The organism is Pseudomonas sp. JQ36, from assembly GCF_053851495.1.
The window spans coordinates 5,039,371-5,055,797 of record NZ_CM132642.1 but is presented as its reverse complement, the minus strand read 5'-3'; the positions used below and the strand labels follow the sequence as shown (position 1 = coordinate 5,055,797).

The window sequence follows — 16,427 nt, the reverse complement described above, 5'->3', positions numbered from 1 at the left end:
CCTGCTCGCGATAGCGCCCTTCAATTCAAAGCAAAACCCAACTCAAACACAGTGCCACTCGCATCACTGCTCACCCGCACCCGCCCACCATGCAATTGCATGATCGACTGCACAATCGCCAGCCCCAGCCCACCGGAATCCCCAGGCTGCGCCCGTGAAGGGTCGACGCGATAGAAGCGGTCGAACAGTTTGCCCAGATGTTCTGGCGCAATCGCCGGGCCGTGGTTGTGTACCTGCAACCAGCACACACCCGGCTCATCGCGGCGGCGCAGGCTGATCAGCGTGCCTTCATCGGCGTGACGCACCGCGTTGGCCAGCAGATTACCGAGGGCGCGTTGCAGCAGTTGCTGGTCGGCCAGCAGTTCGCCGTGCAAGCGGTTTTCCAGGCGCAACTGGCGGTCATCGGCCAGGGCCTCGAAGTAATCGCACAGCTCGCTGCCGAGGCTGTGCAGATCCAGCGTGCGCAAGTCGAGCGCGCGCTCCGCCTGTTCGGCGCGGGCGAGGAACATCAGGTTCTCGGCCATGCGTTTGAGGCGTTCGAATTCTTCCATGTTCGACGCCAACAACTCTTGATACTCCGCCGTGCTGCGCGGGTGGTTCAGCGCCTGGCCGTTGCTGGCGAGCAAGGTGTGCAGCGGAGTGCGGATCTCGTGGGCCAGATCGGCAGAAAACTGCGACAGCCGCTGCACGCTGTCGTCCAGCCGCGCGAGCATGCCGTTGAGCGCCTGCACCGGTTCGAGCAGTTCGGCGGGGGTGCCACCGGCGGGCAGACGCTGGTCGAGGCTGCGCAGATCAATGCCGCGCACCGCCGCGCTTAACTGGCGTAGTGGTTGCAGACCACGGCGCAGCAGGACCAGTCCCAGCGCGAACGCCAGCAACGCGCCAAGCCCGACGGCCAGGTACAGGCGCATGCGATAACTGCCGAGCATCTGCTCACGCTCAGTGAGCACCTTGCCGGCGATCACCGTCAGCGGTTCGCCGTTCGGCCCTTGGGCGTCACCGGACAACAGCGCCAGCTCGGCACCGTCCGGCGCCTGCCAGGTCAACACGTCGTGACGCTGCGGCGTCTGCTCGCGGGGGATCGCGTTAAATGGCGGCAGCTCGCGCTGGCGCGGGTTGATCGCGATCACGTTCGAGCCATCGGCACGCCGCACCAGCAACAGGCTGTCGAGATTACCGAGCATGTTCTGGTACAACCGTGGCCGCGCCTGCAAGGCGCCGAGGCTGTCGCTGTCGGCAAGTAAGGCGCGCACCTGCTCCAGGCGGCCAAGCAACGCCAGATCATCCCGATAGGCGATCTCAGAGGCGAGCGAACGGTAGAGAAACACGCCAATCGCACTGAGCACCAACGCGCAGACCACGGCGAACGCCAGCGCCAGACGCCAGGCGATCGACCTAGACCGCATCGTCGGGCGCCTCCAGCTGATAGCCGACCCCGCGCACGGTGTGGATCAGTTTCGGCATGTACGGGTCATCGACTTTCGCCCGCAAGCGGCGCACCGCGACTTCGACCATGTTGGTGTCGCTGTCGAAATTCAGGTTCCACACCTGCGAGGCGATCAGCGTGCGTGACAACACTTCACCCTGACGGCTGGCGAGCAATTGCAGCAGGGCAAATTCCTTGTTGGTCAGGGCAATGCGCTGGCCGCCGCGACTGACCCGACGCCGCAGCACGTCGATTTCCAGATCGGCGATGCTGTAGGACTCGGCCTCGCGCAGCGGCCCGCGGCGCAGCAGGGTGCGCACTCGCGCGAGCAATTCGGCGAAGGCGAAGGGTTTGAGCAGGTAATCATCGGCGCCCAGTTCGAGGCCGCGCACGCGGTCTTCGATGGCGTCCTTGGCGGTGAGGAACAGCACCGGGGTGGCGCCGCGCTGGCGAATCAGTTGCAGCAGTTGCCAGCCATTGAGGCCCGGCAGCATCACGTCGAGGATGATCAAGTCGTATTCCTGCTGCTCGACGAAATAGCGCCCGTCGAGGCCATTGAGCGCCACGTCCACGGCAAATCCCGATTCGCCCAGGCCCTTGGCCAGGAAATTCGCGGTTTTGGCTTCATCTTCTACGACCAGCAAACGCATGGCACACCTCAATTGATCAAGCACACAGGCTAGGCGCCTTCGGCGGCGTTGCCCATTACAAACTTGTAATCCGACTGACGGGGTTCTGACGAAGAGCGGCGGCTAAGGTGATGTCCTTCGCTTTCGGAGCCTGTTCATGACCGTCAAATACCTTGCAGCCAGCCTCGCCCTGGGTCTCAGCGCCAGCGTTTTCGCCGCCCCTGAACTGCCGCGCCACGCTGACCTCGATCTGAAAACCGCACGCCTGCTGGCCGACACCGCGCTGAGCAATTGCACCGCCACGGTATCGGTGCTCGACCGGGGCGGCAACACGCTGGTGACCCTGCGCGGCGACGGCATCGGCCCGCACAACACCGTCGCCAGCCAGCGCAAGGCCTACACCGCGCTGTCGACGAAAACTCCGACCCGGCTGTTCGCCGAGCGCGCCCGCAGTAATCCGGAGACCGCCAACCTCAACACCCTCGATGAGCTGCTGTTGCTCGGCGGCGGGATTCCGTTGTTCGCCGCTGATGAACTGGTCGGCGCCATGGGCGTGGCCGGATCCGGCGGCGGCGAGCAGGACGAAAACTGTGCCATCAAGGCCGCCGAAAAAGCCGGCCTCACCATTACCCGTTCCCACTAAGGAGACTGACCATGACCACCCTGCGCATGACCTTCGCCGCACTCGGCCTGAGTGCCTTCTCCAGCCTGGCGCTGGCCGCCGGCAACCCGCTGAGCGTGCACGTGCTCAACCTGGAAAACGGCCTGCCCTCGCCGGGCGTCAACGTGACCCTGGAAAAACACGTCGGCCAGAACTGGCAGCCACTGGCCCAGGGCACCACCAACGAACAGGGGCGCATCGCCGAACTGTTCCCGGCCAAACAACCTTTCGAAGCGGGCGAATACCGGGTGGTGTTCAAGGCCGGCGAGTATTTCGAGAAGAACCAGCGCGAGACGTTTTTCCCGGAAATCCCGGTGATTTTCCAAGTGAAGCAGACTGACCAGCACTACCACATCCCGTTGCTGCTCAGCCCTTATGGTTTCTCGACCTATCGTGGCTCCTGACTACCGCACAAATGCCCTGTAGGAGTGAGCCTGCTCGCGATAGCGGTGTATCCGTTCATGATGTGTCGGCTGACACACCGCTATCGCGAGCAGGCTCACTCCTACAATGGATCGGTGTGAAGTTTTAGAGCGTGGCGAGGGCCCGCAATCGCTCGGCATCAAGAATCTCGATCTCGCCATATCCCAACCCGATAATCCCCTGCCCCTGCAAATCCTTGAGGATCTGGTTGGTGGTCTGCCGTGACAGCGACAGCATCGACGCCAACTGCTCTTGCGGCAGTTGCAGCACCCGACGTGGCGCATCGATTTCGCCGTAACCCTCGGCGATCATCAGCAAGCGATGCGCCAGGCGTGCCGGGGCCGGCAGCAGGCTCAACTGTTCGAGATTGATAAAGGTCAGGCGCAGTTTGTGGCTCATCAGCAATGCCAGATGGCGCCAGTACACCGGCTGTTCGTCGAGGATTTTCAGCAGCGTGGCCTGCGGGATATTCAGCAGGGTGCACGGCCCGAACGCATACGCATCGTGAGTGCGTGGCTGGCCGTCGAACAGGCAGATTTCGCCGAACCAGTGCGGCGCCTCGACCAGGCTCAGCAACGCCTCCTTGCCCTGCTCGCTCACCGCCCCGATCCGGATCGCCCCGTCGAGCACCGCGTACAACCCGCACGGCGCATCGCCGCGCTGGAATAAACGCTGCCCCGCCGTCAGCCGCCGCTCCCGGGCCGCCGCCAGCAGACTATCCTGAAAGGATACCGGCAGATGACTGAACCATTGCCCGGTCATCAGCCGTGAACGCTTATCCATGATCACTCCCAATTGTCGCCTGCCTGACAGAGCGAACGCCGAACCCGGGGCATGCTGCTCTCACCCTACAGGAGGAACAACAATGAAAAGCCTCGTCGACCATCTCAGTCAATATGCCGCCTACCACCGCGACCCGCGCAACATCGCCAGCCACTTTATCGGCATTCCGCTGATTGTGGTGGCAGTGGCGGTGCTGTTGTCGCGACCAGAATGGTCACTGGGCGGCTTGTGGATATCTCCGGCGGTGCTGCTGGCACTGGCGTCGGCGTGGTTTTACCTGCGCCTGGAACTGAAGCTGGGCGTGCTGATGAGCCTGTTGATGGGGCTGTCGGTCTGGGCCGGGCATGCGCTGGCGCAGCAGAGCACCATGGTCTGGCTGAGCAGCGGGCTGGCGATGTTTGTGATTGGCTGGGTGATCCAGTTTGTCGGACACCACTACGAGGGGCGCAAACCGGCGTTTGTCGATGACGTGAGCGGATTGATTGTCGGGCCGCTGTTTGTGGTGGCCGAGTTGGCGTTCATGTTGGGGATGCGTCATGAGTTGAAAGCGCAGATCGAGGCGCGAGCGGGGGTGGTGCGGGTCAATCCGAATGGCAAAGCGGCGGCTTAGGCCGCTTTTAAAAGATCGCAGCCTGCGGCAGCTCCTACAGGGGAAATGCATTCCATGTAGGAGCTGCCGCAGGCTGCGATCTTTTGATTTCAGAGGCCGGCGACTTTCTGCCAGACCTTCGGCTTGAAGAACAGGGTTTCACCCTTGGCCAGTCCGATCAGGCTGTCGTGATCCTTCACCACTTCGGCCTCGATCAGATCGGTCTGCCCTTCCACCTTCAACGTCACTCGCGTGGTCGCACCCAACGGGCGAATATCGCGCACTTCCGCGGCGTGGTGATCTTCCAGTTCATGCTTGGACAACGACACTTCGTGCGGACGGAACAGCACGTGGTTGTCGTCGCTGAGCAGCAAGCGGTTGGAGTCGCCGAGGAAGTGATAGACGAAATCGCTGGCCGGGTTCTCGTAGACGTCGCCCGGTGAGCCGATCTGCTCGATCACGCCCTTGTTCATCACCACGATGCGATCGGCGACTTCCATCGCTTCTTCCTGGTCGTGGGTCACGAACACCGAGGTCAGGTTGATGTCTTCGTGCAGGCGTGCGAGCCAGCGACGCAGCTCTTTACGCACTTTGGCGTCGAGGGCGCCGAACGGTTCGTCGAGCAGCAGCACCTTCGGTTCAACCGCCAGCGCGCGCGCCAAAGCGATACGCTGACGCTGGCCGCCGGAGAGTTGCTCCGGGTAGCGATCCGACAGCCAGTCCAGCTGCACCATGTTCAGCAGCTCGTGGACCTTGGTCGCGATCTGGCTCTCGCTCGGGCGCTGGTTTTTCGGTTTCATGCGCAGGCCGAACGCGACGTTGTCGAACACCGTCATGTGCCGGAACAAGGCGTAGTGCTGGAACACGAAACCGACGTTGCGATCACGCACATCGTGGCCGGAGACGTCTTCACCGTGAAACACGATGTTGCCCTGATCCGGGGTTTCCAGGCCGGCGATGATCCGCAGCAGCGTGGTCTTGCCGCAACCGGACGGGCCAAGCAGCGCCACCAGTTCACCGCTCTGGATGTCCAGGCTGATGTTGTCCAGCGCCTTGAACGCATTGAAATTCTTGCTGACGTTACGCACTTCGATCGACATGAATTATTCCTCCGCGGCGCTGGCGCGCAGGCGGTTGATACGGTTTTCGCTCCACTGCTTGAGCAGCAGGATGAAGAGCGCCAGGATCAGCAACAGGCTCGCCACGGCGAACGCGGCCACGTGGTTGTATTCGTTGTAGAGGATCTCGACGTGCAGCGGCAAGGTGTTGGTCACCCCGCGAATGTGCCCGGAAACCACCGACACCGCACCGAACTCACCCATGGCCCGCGCGGTACACAGCACCACGCCATAGATCAGGCCCCATTTGATGTTGGGGACGGTGACATGCCAGAACATCTGCCAGCCATTGGCGCCGAGCAGCCGCGCGGCTTCCTCTTCCTGCGTGCCTTGTTCCTGCATCAGCGGGATCAGCTCGCGCGCCACGAACGGCACGGTGACGAAGATCGTCGCCAGCACGATGCCCGGCAGGGCGAAGACGATCTGGATGTCGTGATCCTGCAGCCACGGCCCGAACAGGCCCTGAGCGCCGAACATCAGCACGTAGACCAGACCTGCGATCACCGGCGACACCGAGAACGGCAGGTCGATCAGCGTCACCAGCATGCTCTTGCCGCGGAACGAATACTTGCTCACGCACCACGCGGCGCTGACGCCGAACACCAGGTTCAGCGGCACCGAAATCAGCACGGCGATCACCGTGAGTTTCAGTGCCGACAAGGCGTCCGGTTCGAAGATCGCCGTGAAGAATGCGCCAAGGCCGTTCTTCAGACCCTGCGAGACCACGATGAACAGCGGCAGTACCAGAAACAGGAAAAAGATCAGCCAGCCGAGGCCGATCAGCACGCGCCGTGACGTAGCACTGCCACGCCGCGCAGCGTTGGCCGAGGACGCGGCCGCAATAGACGATTGGGACATGTTCGCGCCTCCTTATGGGGTTTCGATGCGCCGCTGCAACAGGTTGATCAGCAGCAACAGGACGAAGGAAACCACCAGCATCAGCACGCCGATGGAAGTGGCGCCGGTGTAATCGTACTGGTCGAGCTTGACCATGATCAGCAGCGGCAGGATCTCGGTTTTCATCGGCATGTTACCGGCGATGAAAATCACCGAGCCGTACTCGCCGACACCCCGGGCAAACGCGAGGGCAAAACCGGTCAGCCAGGCGGGCAACAGCGCTGGCAGGAGGATATGGCGGAACACCTGCAACGGTTTCGCGCCGAGGCAGGCGGCGGCTTCTTCGACTTCACGGGGAATGTCAGCCAGCACCGGCTGCACCGTGCGCACCACGAACGGCAGCGTGACGAAAGTCAGCGCCAGGGTGATACCCAAGGGGGTGTAGGCGATCTTGAAACCGAGGTCGGCGGCGAACTGTCCGACCAGACCGGTCGGGGTGTACAGCGCGGTCAGGGCGATACCGGCCACCGCCGTCGGCAGGGCGAACGGCAGGTCGATCATCGCGTCGATCACCTTGCGCCCGGGGAAGGTGTAGCGCACCAGCACCCAGGCCAATAGCGTACCGATGATGCCGTTGATGATCGCCGCACACAGCGCGGTGCCGAAGCTCAGCTTCAAGGCTGCCAGCACGCGTGGCGCGGTGATGATCGTCCAGAACTGATCCCAGGTGAGTTGGGCGGCGTGGACGAACATCGCCGCCAGCGGGATAAGCACAATCAGGCTGAGGTACACCAAGGTGTAACCCAGCGTCAGCCCGAAGCCGGGTATGACGGGGGAGATACGACGCGACATAAAAGTCCTTGGTTGAAAACGCATCAATGTGGGAGCAAGCCCTGTGGTGAGGGGATTTATCCCCGACCGACTGCGAAGCAGTCGCAAAAGCAGAGTTCGCGGTAGATTTGATTCACCGCAAAGGTCGGCATTGGGGCTGCTGCGCAACCCATCGGGGATGAATCCCCTCACCACAAAAGCTCACTCCCACATCTCAAGTGCCTAAACTTCAGGCTCATTGTGGGTCAGATTACTGCGCCTGATAGATCTGGTCGAACACGCCACCGTCGTTGAAGAATTTCGGCTGCGCGGTTTTCCAGCCGCCGAAGTCCTTGTCGATGGTCACCAGCTCCAGTTTCGGGAACTGCTGGGCGTACTTCGCCGCCACGTCCTTGTCGCGTGGACGGTAGAAGTTCTTCGCGGCGATCTCCTGACCGGCCGGGCTGTACAGGTGCTTGAGATAGGCTTCGGCGATCTGCTCGTTGCCCTTCTTCTCGGCGTTCTTGTCGACCACGGCGACCGGTGGTTCGGCAAGGATCGACAACGACGGCACAACGATGTCGAACTTGTCAGCGCCGCCGTCTTCTTTCAACGCCAGGAACGCTTCGTTTTCCCAGGCCAGCAACACGTCACCCTGACCGTTGTTGACGAAGGTGATGGTCGAGCCACGAGCGCCGGTGTCCAGTACCGGAACGTGCTTGAACAGGGTCTGCACGTACTCTTTGGCTTTTTCTTCGCTGCCGCCGTTGGCTTTCAGGCCGTAGGCCCACGCGGCAAGGAAGTTCCAGCGCGCACCGCCAGAGGTTTTCGGGTTCGGGGTGATTACCGAGACGTCGTTCTTGATCAGATCGCCCCAGTCCTTGATGCCTTTCGGGTTGCCCTTGCGCACCAGGAACACGATGGTCGAGGTGTACGGGGTGCTCGCGTCCGGCAGACGCTTCTGCCAGTCGGCCGGCAGGGTCTTGCCGAGCTTGGCGATTTCATCGATGTCGCCGGCCAGCGCCAGGGTTACGACGTCGGCGCGCAGACCGTCGATCACCGCGCGGCCCTGCTTGCCCGAACCGCCGTGGGATTGCTGGATTTTCACCGTGTCGCCGGCATGATCTTTCTGCCAGAACTTGATGAATTCGGCGTTGTAGTCCTGATACAGCTCGCGCGTCGGGTCATACGACACGTTGAGCAGTTCGTAATCCTTGGCAACCGCGGAACCGGCAAACACAGCGCTGGCCAGGGCGGCCAAAGCGTAACGGCGAATCGACGACATGGTGAAAGCTCCTGGAATTCTTGGTGGTGGCTTTTTCTTATGTATTTCGGGAATCGTGTTGCCGGTTCAAAGATCGCAGCCTTCGGCAGCTCCTACGTACAGCCCCCTGTAGGAGCTGCCGCAGGCTGCGATCTTTTAGTTCGGTTGTTTGCCCGGCTGCTGCAAACGGAACTTCTCTTTGCGTTCGATCTGCACGACCTGGGCGTTGTGCACAGTGATCTCCACCGCGCCGAAACGCAGATCGCGCAGGGCGCTCTGGATTTCACGCAAGATGGTGGTTTCGTCCTGACCGTCAACGCTGCGAAGGGATGCGCTCATGGTGCTGCTCCTTTGAATGGGATATGCCTGGCAGTGGGCGGCACTGCGTTCGGCGTGGGAGCAATATAAGAGAGGCGCAGATATTCTTAAAAAGACTATTTAAGAATGTTTATATAACTAGAAAACATTATCTGACGGGGCAAGGGTTTGCGCAGTGTTCACGGTACAAAAGAACACCGCAACCCCTGTGGCGAGGGAGCTTGCTCCCGCTCGAGTGCGAAGCGCTCGCCGTTTTTTTGGGCCTGCTACGCAGTCCAGCGGGAGCAAGCTCCCTCGCCACAGAATCGGGCTCAATCAATCAAAGGCGCATTGCCCCAATCAATCTCCCCCGCCGGCACTGGCCGCCCAAACCAGTAGCCCTGGCCCAGATCACATTCCTGCGCCAGCAGAAATGCCGCCTGCTCGGCCTGTTCGATCCCCTCGGCATGCACCTGCATGCCCATGCTGCGGGCCAGGGCGACGATCACCCGAACGATGGCTGCGTCATCCTCGTCCCACGGCAGTCCGGCGACAAAACCCTGATCGATCTTGAGCTTTTGTACCGGCAGGCGCTTGAGCCGCAGCAACGACGAGTACCCGGTGCCAAAGTCATCGATGGCCAGGCGAATACCCAACTCCCGCAAACGATGCATTTGCTCCAGCGCCACTTCCGGATCATCCATCACCGCGCTTTCGGTGACTTCCAGTTCCAGATACGCCGGATCCAGCCCGGTCTCGTGCAGCACCTGCGCCACCTGCTGATACAGCTCACGCCGGGCAAACAAGCGCGACGACACGTTCACCGCGACAAACGACAACTCAATCCCGGCCTGCTGCCACTGGCACATCTGCAAACACGCCTGGCGCATGACCCAGGCGTCGATTTCGGCGATCAGCCCGGTGCGTTCGGCAATCGGAATGAATTCCGCCGGCGACACCAGCCCGCGCTGCGGATGCTGCCAACGCACCAGCGCTTCGACACCGATCAGGCGACTGCTGCGCAAATCGTGAACCGGTTGGTAATAGACCCGCAGCTCCTGTTGCTCCAGCGCGCGACGCAGTTCGAAGGCGATCTCGACCCGTTGCTGCGCATGCGCGGTCAGCTCTTCGGTGTACAACGCGTAGCCGTTGCGCCCGCTGCTCTTGGCCTTGAACAGCGCGGCGTCGGCGTTGCGCAGCAATTGATCAGCGCTCAACGCATCACTGGGGAACAGGCTGATACCGATACTGGCGTTGATGAACAGCTGATGTTGTTCGATGCCGAACGGCTCCTTGAGCGCATCAAGAATGCGTTGCGCGAGCGCCGCTGCCTGAACCAGTTGTGGACAACTCTCTGCCAGCACCGCGAATTCGTCACCACCGAGCCGCGCCAGGGTGATCCCGGGGCCGAACAGTTCCTGCAGGCGCGCCGCCACCGCTTTGAGCAGGCGATCGCCGACGTTGTGCCCGAGGCTGTCGTTGATCATCTTGAAGTGGTCCAGATCGATCATCAGCAGGGCGCAGCCGCGCTTGTGAATCTGCGCCGACGCCAGCGCCTGCTCGGCGCGGTCGCTGAACAACAAGCGATTGGGCAAGTCGGTCAGCGGGTCGTGGTGGGCAAGGTGCTTGAGCTCGTGTTCGGAGTCCTTGATCGCACTGATGTCGGAAAAAACCGCCACGTAGTGACTGAGCCGACCCTGATCATCGTGAATCACGCGGATGGTCTGCCACTGTGGATAAATCTCGCCGCTCTTGCGCCGGTTCCAGATCTCACCGCTCCACTCGCCTTCGCTCTCCAGCGTGGCGAACATCGCCTGGTAAAAGCCTGGCGGATGGTGACCGGACTTGAACAGGCTCGGCTGATGGCCGAGAACTTCGTCGTACTGATAGCCGGTGATTTCCATGAACGCACGGTTGACGTGCACGATCAGGCCCTGACGGTTGGTGACCAGCACCCCTTCGCGGGTGCAATCGAACACGGCTGCTGCCTGACGCAGGCGCTCACGATCAGACTGACGCTCGCGTAACCGCGCTCCAATGCCGAGAAATTCGCACAATCTGGCCCGTGCCAGGAAAATCAGGCCAGCGCTGACGGCAGCCCAGACGTAACCGTTGATCAGTTGCCATCGCTGCAGATCGACAGACTCATCAAAGAAACTGTTCAATAAGTAACCAGTGCCCTGCAGCCAGACCACAGCAAGCAACAGGTAAAGCAGCGCTGCACGCAAGGCATCGCGATAAGTGGCAGACATTCGGCCGTCCATGTCCCTACAAAAAGGTTGGAATTATAGGTGAAGAAACATCCAGCGACTCTTATCTGAAAGGGCGACTGGTTTTATCTGTGTGCTTGGTGATAATGCAACGGCTGTTTTTATCTTTATCGAGGGCCCTATAGCCTATGTGGTACGAAGGTTTTCTTGGCTTGTCGGCCTGGTCTCTGGTCGCGGTCACCCTGCTGATGACCCACGTGACAATTGTCGCCGTCACGGTCTACCTGCACCGTTACTCGGCCCATCGCTCGCTTGAGCTGAATGCTGGCCTGAAACACTTTTTCCGCTTCTGGCTGTGGCTGACCACGGCGCAGAACACCCGCGAGTGGACCGCTATCCACCGCAAACACCACGCCAAATGCGAAACCGAAGATGACCCGCACAGCCCGGTCATCAAGGGTCTGTCCACCGTGCTGCGCAAAGGCGCCGAGCTGTATCGCGCCGAAGCCGAGAACCCGGAGACCCTGCGCATCTACGGCAAGAACTGCCCGGAAGACTGGATCGAGCGCAATCTCTACAGCCGCTACCCACTGCTGGGCGTGGCGATCATGGGCGTCATCGACCTGCTGCTGTTCGGCACCATCGGCATCACCATCTGGGCGATCCAGATGATGTGGATCCCGGTCTGGGCCGCTGGCGTGGTCAACGGTCTGGGCCATGCCATCGGCTACCGCAACTTCGAATGCCGCGACGCGGCGACCAATCTGGTGCCGTGGGGCATCCTGATCGGCGGCGAAGAACTGCACAACAACCATCACACCTACCCCAACTCGGCCAAGCTGTCGGTGAAGAAGTGGGAATTCGACCTCGGCTGGGCGTGGATCAAGGTCTTCAGCTTCTTCAGGCTGGCCAAGGTGCAGCGTGTGGCGCCGATCGCCCACCGCGTGGAAGGCAAGGGCAGTCTGGACATGGACACCGCCATGGCGATCCTCAACAACCGCTTCCAGATCATGGCCCAGTACCGCAAATTGGTCATCGGCCCGCTGGTCAAGCAGGAGCTGGACAAGGTCGATCATTCGGTACGCCATCAATTCCATCGGGCCAAACGCCTGTTGTCGCGGGAAACCAGCCTGCTGGAAGACCGTCATCACTTGCGCATCCAGAACATGCTCGAGCACAGCCAGGCGCTGAAGGTTATTTACGAAAAACGTCTGGCCCTGCAGCAGATCTGGGTCAAGACCAGCGCCAATGGCCACGACATGCTCGCCGCCATCAAGGAATGGGTGCACGAAGCCGAGGCCAGCGGCATCCAGTCCCTGCGTGAATTTGCCGACCAGTTGAAAACCTACTCTCTGCGCCCCGCCGCAGCCTGACCGCCATGAACGAATCCCCTGTTGCGAGGGGATTCATCCCCGATCGGTAGCGCAGCTACCGCAAATCTGACGACGCGTTCTCATTGCTGAAACGCGTCATCCCTACCGCCTGGCGGGAGCAAGCTCCCTCGCCACAAAAGCGCGGAACTTAGCACCGAAAGCCCTATCTCAAAGACACTTCGCCACCCCGGCGGGCTGTACTGTGGCCGTTGTCGAAATCGCGGCACGCCCTTTGAGATATGTGCCGATGGTCAACAACAATCAAAAAGACTCGTCCCTTGCGCAGTGGCCCGAGGCCGCGCAAACCCTGATGGCGCTGATGCACGCCCAGGGCGAAGTCGCCCGGCTGAGTGAGCGCGAACAGCTGTTCAGTTCATTGCTGGTGAGCGTCAACGCGGTGCTCTGGGCGTTCAATTGGGAAACTCGTCAGGTGCTGTATGTCAGCCCTGCCTACGAACGGATTTTCGGCCGCTCCGCAGGCCTGTTGCTGGCCGACTACAACCAATGGCGCGACAGCATCTACCCTGACGATCTGGATTACGCCGAACGCAGCCTTGCCGAAGTGCTGCACAAGGGCGCGGTGGAAGACCGCGAATACCGGATCATTGCCGCCGACGGTCAAGTGCGCTGGCTCAGCGACAAATGCTTCATCAACCGTCAGGACGAACCCGGACAACCGGTGATCATTGTCGGCATCGCCGAAGACATCACCGACAAGAAGCGCATGGAAACCGAACTGCATCGCCTGGCGACCACCGACGTGCTGACCCAGAGCAGCAACCGCCGACACTTCTTCGAATGCGCCCATCGCGAATTCGAGGAAGCACGCCTGCAAGGTGCCCCCCTGGCCTTTCTGCTGCTGGACATCGATGACTTCAAGCTGATCAACGACAGCTACGGCCACCCGGAAGGTGACAACGTGCTGCAGCGCATCGCCGAGTGCGGACGTGGGTCGTTACGCCGGGGCGATTTGTTCGGACGCATTGGCGGCGAGGAGTTCGCCGCGGTATTTCCCGGTTGCGCACCGGACATGGCGCTGCAAGTGGCCGAGCGGCTGCAGCAGGAGATTCAGCGCCTGAGTTTCAACCATGAGGGTCAGACGTTCGGCATCACCGTCAGCCAGGGCCTGACCAGCCTCAGGGATGGCGACGACAGTCTCGAGAGCCTGTTCGCCCGGGCGGATGCGGCAATGTATGAGGCCAAGCGTCAGGGCAAGAACCGGATCATCTCTGCCTGACTGCACATTTCAGCCACCCAGAAATCCAATGTGGGAGCGGGCTTGCTCGCGAAGGCGGTAGGTCATTCAGCATCTGTGTTGCCTGACACACCGCCTTCGCGAGCAAGCCCGCTCCCACAGGGGTTTGTGAAAAGTCAGGTTATTTACGCATCCGCATCAATTCCGGCAGCCCGATCTTCAGCAGCCGTGCCGTACGACTCCTGGCCAGCTCCTCAACACCCTCATGCTCGGTCAGGCGGGCCATTTGCGCCGCCATGTTCATCACCAACGCTTCACGGGAGTAAACCCCGCCACCGAGTTGATAGACCGACGCAATCAACTCTCGCAGCTCCAGCGGCAAGCGCCAGCGTGTACGCAACGCCGAACCGTAGGCCGCACCAAACTCCGCCAGCGCGTCACCGATTTCCTCCCACTCATCCAGCTCACCACCAGCCTGCTTCCACTCCTGCAAACAACGCAGCAACGCCAGATCGCCAAGCCGGTGCAGCATGCCCGCGCAGTAGCAGCGCTCCTGATCCAGATCGAGCAGGCGCGCCAGGGTGCGGGCGTATTCGGCGGTGTGCAGCGACAGGCCCCAATAGCGCTCGGCGTAGTCCGCCAGGCACGGGTCACTGAGTCTGGCGCTGCGTTTGAGCGCCAGGCCGAGGATCAGGTTCATGCTCTGTCCGGTGCCAAGGCGATGCAGCGCCTGCCCCAGGGTCTGCACCGCCGCACCATGATGCTGCGCCGCGCTGTTGGCGGCAGCGATCAGCACGGCGGTGATCTGCGGATCGGTGCGGATCTCTTCTTCGAGCAGCTTCAGGTCGAGGCCATTCGGGTTGAGGCTGCGTTTGACCGCCACTTGCACATCGGTCATCAACGGCGCGCCATCGGCTTGTTCGCGGCGCCGCTCAAGGAACACCGACAAGGTCATGCCCGGCGCCAGCGTCGGCACTTCGCAGAACACCTCTTCGCCGGCATCCAGCAGCAATCCTTGAAGGCGCTCGGTCAGGGTTTCCATGTTCAGGGGCTTGGTCAGATACGCCGTCGGCGCCAGCGGCAGAGCTTCGCGCACGCTGGCACTGTCAGCGCGACTGCTCATCAGAATGAACGGCAGGGGCGGATTACGTTTGCGCTGACGCACGCTGCGCAGCACGCTCAAGCCATCGATGCCCGGCAACTCCCAATCGACAATGGCCAGGTCATAGGGCACTTCGCTGAGTAACGACATGGCTTGCTGGCCATCGGCACACAGATCCAGCCGCGCGTCACAGCGCACATTGAGCAACACTTGTTTAAGCAGGTCACGAGACCATGGATCAGCCTCGGCAATCAGCACTCGGGGTACGGCGGGTAAATCAACGGCGGTCATGCGCGCTCTCCCTTGCAATGCCTGAACCTTAGCCAATGCTGGCCTTTCGATACAGCGCAAAAGGGTTTCCGAGGCATAAAAAAACCCGCCGAAGCGGGTTTTTCTCGATCAGATCACACAGTGCCCGGAATTACAGCTCCGAGAAGCACTCTTCGATGATCGCCAGACCTTTGTCCAGTTGCTCGTCCGGCGAGGTCAGCGGTACGAGGACGCGCAGCACGTTACCGTAGGTACCGCAGGACAGCAGGATCAGGCCCTTGTCACGCGCCTTGGCCACCACAGCCGCAACGGCGGTCGGGTTCGGCTTGTGGCTGTCGCCGTTTTCGAACAGCTCGACCGCGATCATCGCGCCCAAGGCACGCACTTCACCGATCACCGGATACTTGGCCTGGATGGCCTTCAGGCCGGTGACCAGACGCTCGCCGACAGCCTTGCAGCGGTCCAGCAGTTGCTCTTCTTCGAACACTTCCATCACGGCCAGGGCCGCAGCGCAAGCGATCGGGCTACCGGCGTAGGTGCCACCGAGGCCGCCTGGAGCGATGGCGTCCATGTATTCGGCCTTGCCGCAAACACCGGCCAGCGGGAAGCCGCCAGCGATGGATTTGGCGAAGGTGGTCAGGTCGGCAGCAACGCCCATCTGTTCCATGGCGAAGAAGGTGCCGGTACGGCCGGCGCCAGTCTGCACTTCGTCAGCGATCAGCAGGATGCCGTGCTGGTCGCACAAGGCACGCAGACGCTTCATGAATTCTTTCGGCGCGACGTAGAAACCACCTTCACCCTGCACAGGCTCGATGATGATCGCGGCGATGTCTTTCGGCTCGGCGTCGTTCTTGAAAATGCGTTCGATGGAAGCGATCGAGTCGTCGATGCTTACACCGTGCAGTTCGTTCGGGTACAGCGCGCGGAAGATGCCGCCTGGCATCAGGCCCATGCCAGCCGAGTAAGGCACGACCTTACCGGTCAGGCCCAGGGTCATCATGGTGCGACCGTGGTAAGCGCCGGTGAAGGCGATCACACCGGCACGGCCAGTGGCGGCGCGGGCGATTTTCACGGCGTTTTCCACGGCTTCGGAACCGGTGGTGACCAACAGGGTTTTCTTGGCGAAATCACCTGGCACCTTGGCGTTGATCTTTTCGCACAGCTCAACGTACGGCTCGTAGGCCAGTACCTGGAAGCAGGTGTGGGTCAGCTTGTTCAGCTGTTCGGTCACGGCGGCGATGATTTTCGGGTGCACGTGGCCGGTGTTCAGCACAGCGATACCGCCGGCGAAGTCGATGAATTCACGACCTTCAACGTCAGTCACGGTAGCGTTCTTGGCCGACTCAGCGAAGATCGGGTGAATCTGGCCAACACCACGTGGAACAGCTGCGGTGCGGCGGGCCATCAGTTCAGCGTTAGTCTTGCTCATTACAGTCCTCA

At 61.4% G+C, this 16,427-nt stretch carries 16 protein-coding genes; 5 read left to right on the top strand and 11 right to left on the bottom strand.

Going from position 1 to position 16,427, the window contains the following annotated elements; translation table 11 throughout:
- Positions 1-20: 20 nt before the first annotated feature.
- Positions 21-1,406, bottom strand: coding sequence for a heavy metal sensor histidine kinase (locus tag ACS4NR_RS22810; protein WP_456018402.1), 1,386 nt, complete (start codon positions 1,404-1,406; stop codon positions 21-23).
- Complete coding sequence (locus ACS4NR_RS22805; RefSeq protein ID WP_095137860.1) at positions 1,396-2,076, bottom strand: heavy metal response regulator transcription factor; 681 nt, start codon at positions 2,074-2,076, stop codon at positions 1,396-1,398. Before ACS4NR_RS22805 ends, ACS4NR_RS22810 begins: the two co-directional genes overlap by 11 nt.
- Positions 2,077-2,212: 136 nt before the next feature.
- On the opposite strand from ACS4NR_RS22805, the gene ACS4NR_RS22800 reads away from it, so the two are divergent.
- Together ACS4NR_RS22800 and uraH are read left to right on the top strand one after the other, a co-directional pair.
- Positions 2,213-2,698: a GlcG/HbpS family heme-binding protein gene (locus ACS4NR_RS22800; protein WP_183784513.1), complete on the top strand. Its 486-nt coding sequence runs from the start codon at positions 2,213-2,215 to the stop codon at positions 2,696-2,698.
- Between the two features lie 11 nt (positions 2,699-2,709).
- Complete coding sequence (gene uraH / locus ACS4NR_RS22795) at positions 2,710-3,120, top strand: hydroxyisourate hydrolase (protein WP_456018401.1); 411 nt, start codon at positions 2,710-2,712, stop codon at positions 3,118-3,120.
- A gap of 124 nt (positions 3,121-3,244) precedes the next feature.
- On the opposite strand, the gene ACS4NR_RS22790 is transcribed toward uraH, so the two are convergent.
- The gene (locus ACS4NR_RS22790) at positions 3,245-3,922 is read right to left on the bottom strand and encodes a Crp/Fnr family transcriptional regulator (RefSeq protein WP_456018400.1); all 678 of its coding nucleotides are present in this window, start codon (positions 3,920-3,922) and stop codon (positions 3,245-3,247) included.
- 82 nt (positions 3,923-4,004) lie between these two features.
- Here ACS4NR_RS22790 and ACS4NR_RS22785 point away from each other — a divergent pair, with 82 nt between their 5' ends.
- A complete protein-coding gene (locus ACS4NR_RS22785; RefSeq protein WP_456018399.1) occupies positions 4,005-4,532 on the top strand; it encodes an Mpo1 family 2-hydroxy fatty acid dioxygenase in 528 nt (175 codons plus the stop codon).
- A gap of 89 nt (positions 4,533-4,621) precedes the next feature.
- On the opposite strand, the gene ACS4NR_RS22780 is transcribed toward ACS4NR_RS22785, so the two are convergent.
- The 6 genes from ACS4NR_RS22780 to dibA form a co-directional block, all read right to left on the bottom strand.
- Positions 4,622-5,611 (bottom strand): sulfate/molybdate ABC transporter ATP-binding protein, encoded by a 990-nt coding sequence (locus ACS4NR_RS22780; protein WP_456018398.1) that lies wholly within the window; start codon positions 5,609-5,611, stop codon positions 4,622-4,624.
- Between the two features lie 3 nt (positions 5,612-5,614).
- Positions 5,615-6,487 carry a sulfate ABC transporter permease subunit CysW gene (gene cysW / locus ACS4NR_RS22775; protein WP_003220512.1) on the bottom strand — a complete coding sequence of 291 codons (873 nt, stop codon included), beginning with the start codon at positions 6,485-6,487 and terminating at the stop codon, positions 5,615-5,617.
- A gap of 12 nt (positions 6,488-6,499) precedes the next feature.
- Complete coding sequence (gene cysT / locus ACS4NR_RS22770; protein WP_027611147.1) at positions 6,500-7,318, bottom strand: sulfate ABC transporter permease subunit CysT; 819 nt, start codon at positions 7,316-7,318, stop codon at positions 6,500-6,502.
- Between the two features lie 229 nt (positions 7,319-7,547).
- Positions 7,548-8,561: a sulfate ABC transporter substrate-binding protein gene (locus ACS4NR_RS22765; RefSeq protein WP_095137855.1), complete on the bottom strand. Its 1,014-nt coding sequence runs from the start codon at positions 8,559-8,561 to the stop codon at positions 7,548-7,550.
- 135 nt (positions 8,562-8,696) lie between these two features.
- A complete protein-coding gene (gene oscA / locus ACS4NR_RS22760; protein WP_095137854.1) occupies positions 8,697-8,879 on the bottom strand; it encodes a sulfur starvation response protein OscA in 183 nt (60 codons plus the stop codon).
- A 290-nt stretch (positions 8,880-9,169) separates the two neighbouring features.
- Positions 9,170-11,089: a phosphodiesterase DibA gene (dibA, locus tag ACS4NR_RS22755; protein ID WP_253150962.1), complete on the bottom strand. Its 1,920-nt coding sequence runs from the start codon at positions 11,087-11,089 to the stop codon at positions 9,170-9,172.
- Between the two features lie 146 nt (positions 11,090-11,235).
- Between dibA and desA the strand changes: the two genes are divergently transcribed.
- A complete protein-coding gene (gene desA, locus ACS4NR_RS22750) occupies positions 11,236-12,420 on the top strand; it encodes a delta-9 fatty acid desaturase DesA (protein ID WP_367082404.1) in 1,185 nt (394 codons plus the stop codon).
- Positions 12,421-12,667: 247 nt separating this feature from the next.
- Entirely contained in the window at positions 12,668-13,657 is a 990-nt protein-coding gene (locus tag ACS4NR_RS22745) for a sensor domain-containing diguanylate cyclase (RefSeq protein ID WP_204894239.1), read from the top strand.
- Positions 13,658-13,796: 139 nt separating this feature from the next.
- Here ACS4NR_RS22745 and ACS4NR_RS22740 read toward each other — a convergent pair whose 3' ends face one another.
- Together ACS4NR_RS22740 and gabT are read right to left on the bottom strand one after the other, a co-directional pair.
- Positions 13,797-15,008 carry an HDOD domain-containing protein gene (locus ACS4NR_RS22740; RefSeq protein WP_204894238.1) on the bottom strand — a complete coding sequence of 404 codons (1,212 nt, stop codon included), beginning with the start codon at positions 15,006-15,008 and terminating at the stop codon, positions 13,797-13,799.
- A 130-nt stretch (positions 15,009-15,138) separates the two neighbouring features.
- Complete coding sequence (gene gabT / locus ACS4NR_RS22735) at positions 15,139-16,416, bottom strand: 4-aminobutyrate--2-oxoglutarate transaminase (protein ID WP_003220503.1); 1,278 nt, start codon at positions 16,414-16,416, stop codon at positions 15,139-15,141.
- Positions 16,417-16,427: the final 11 nt, after the last annotated feature.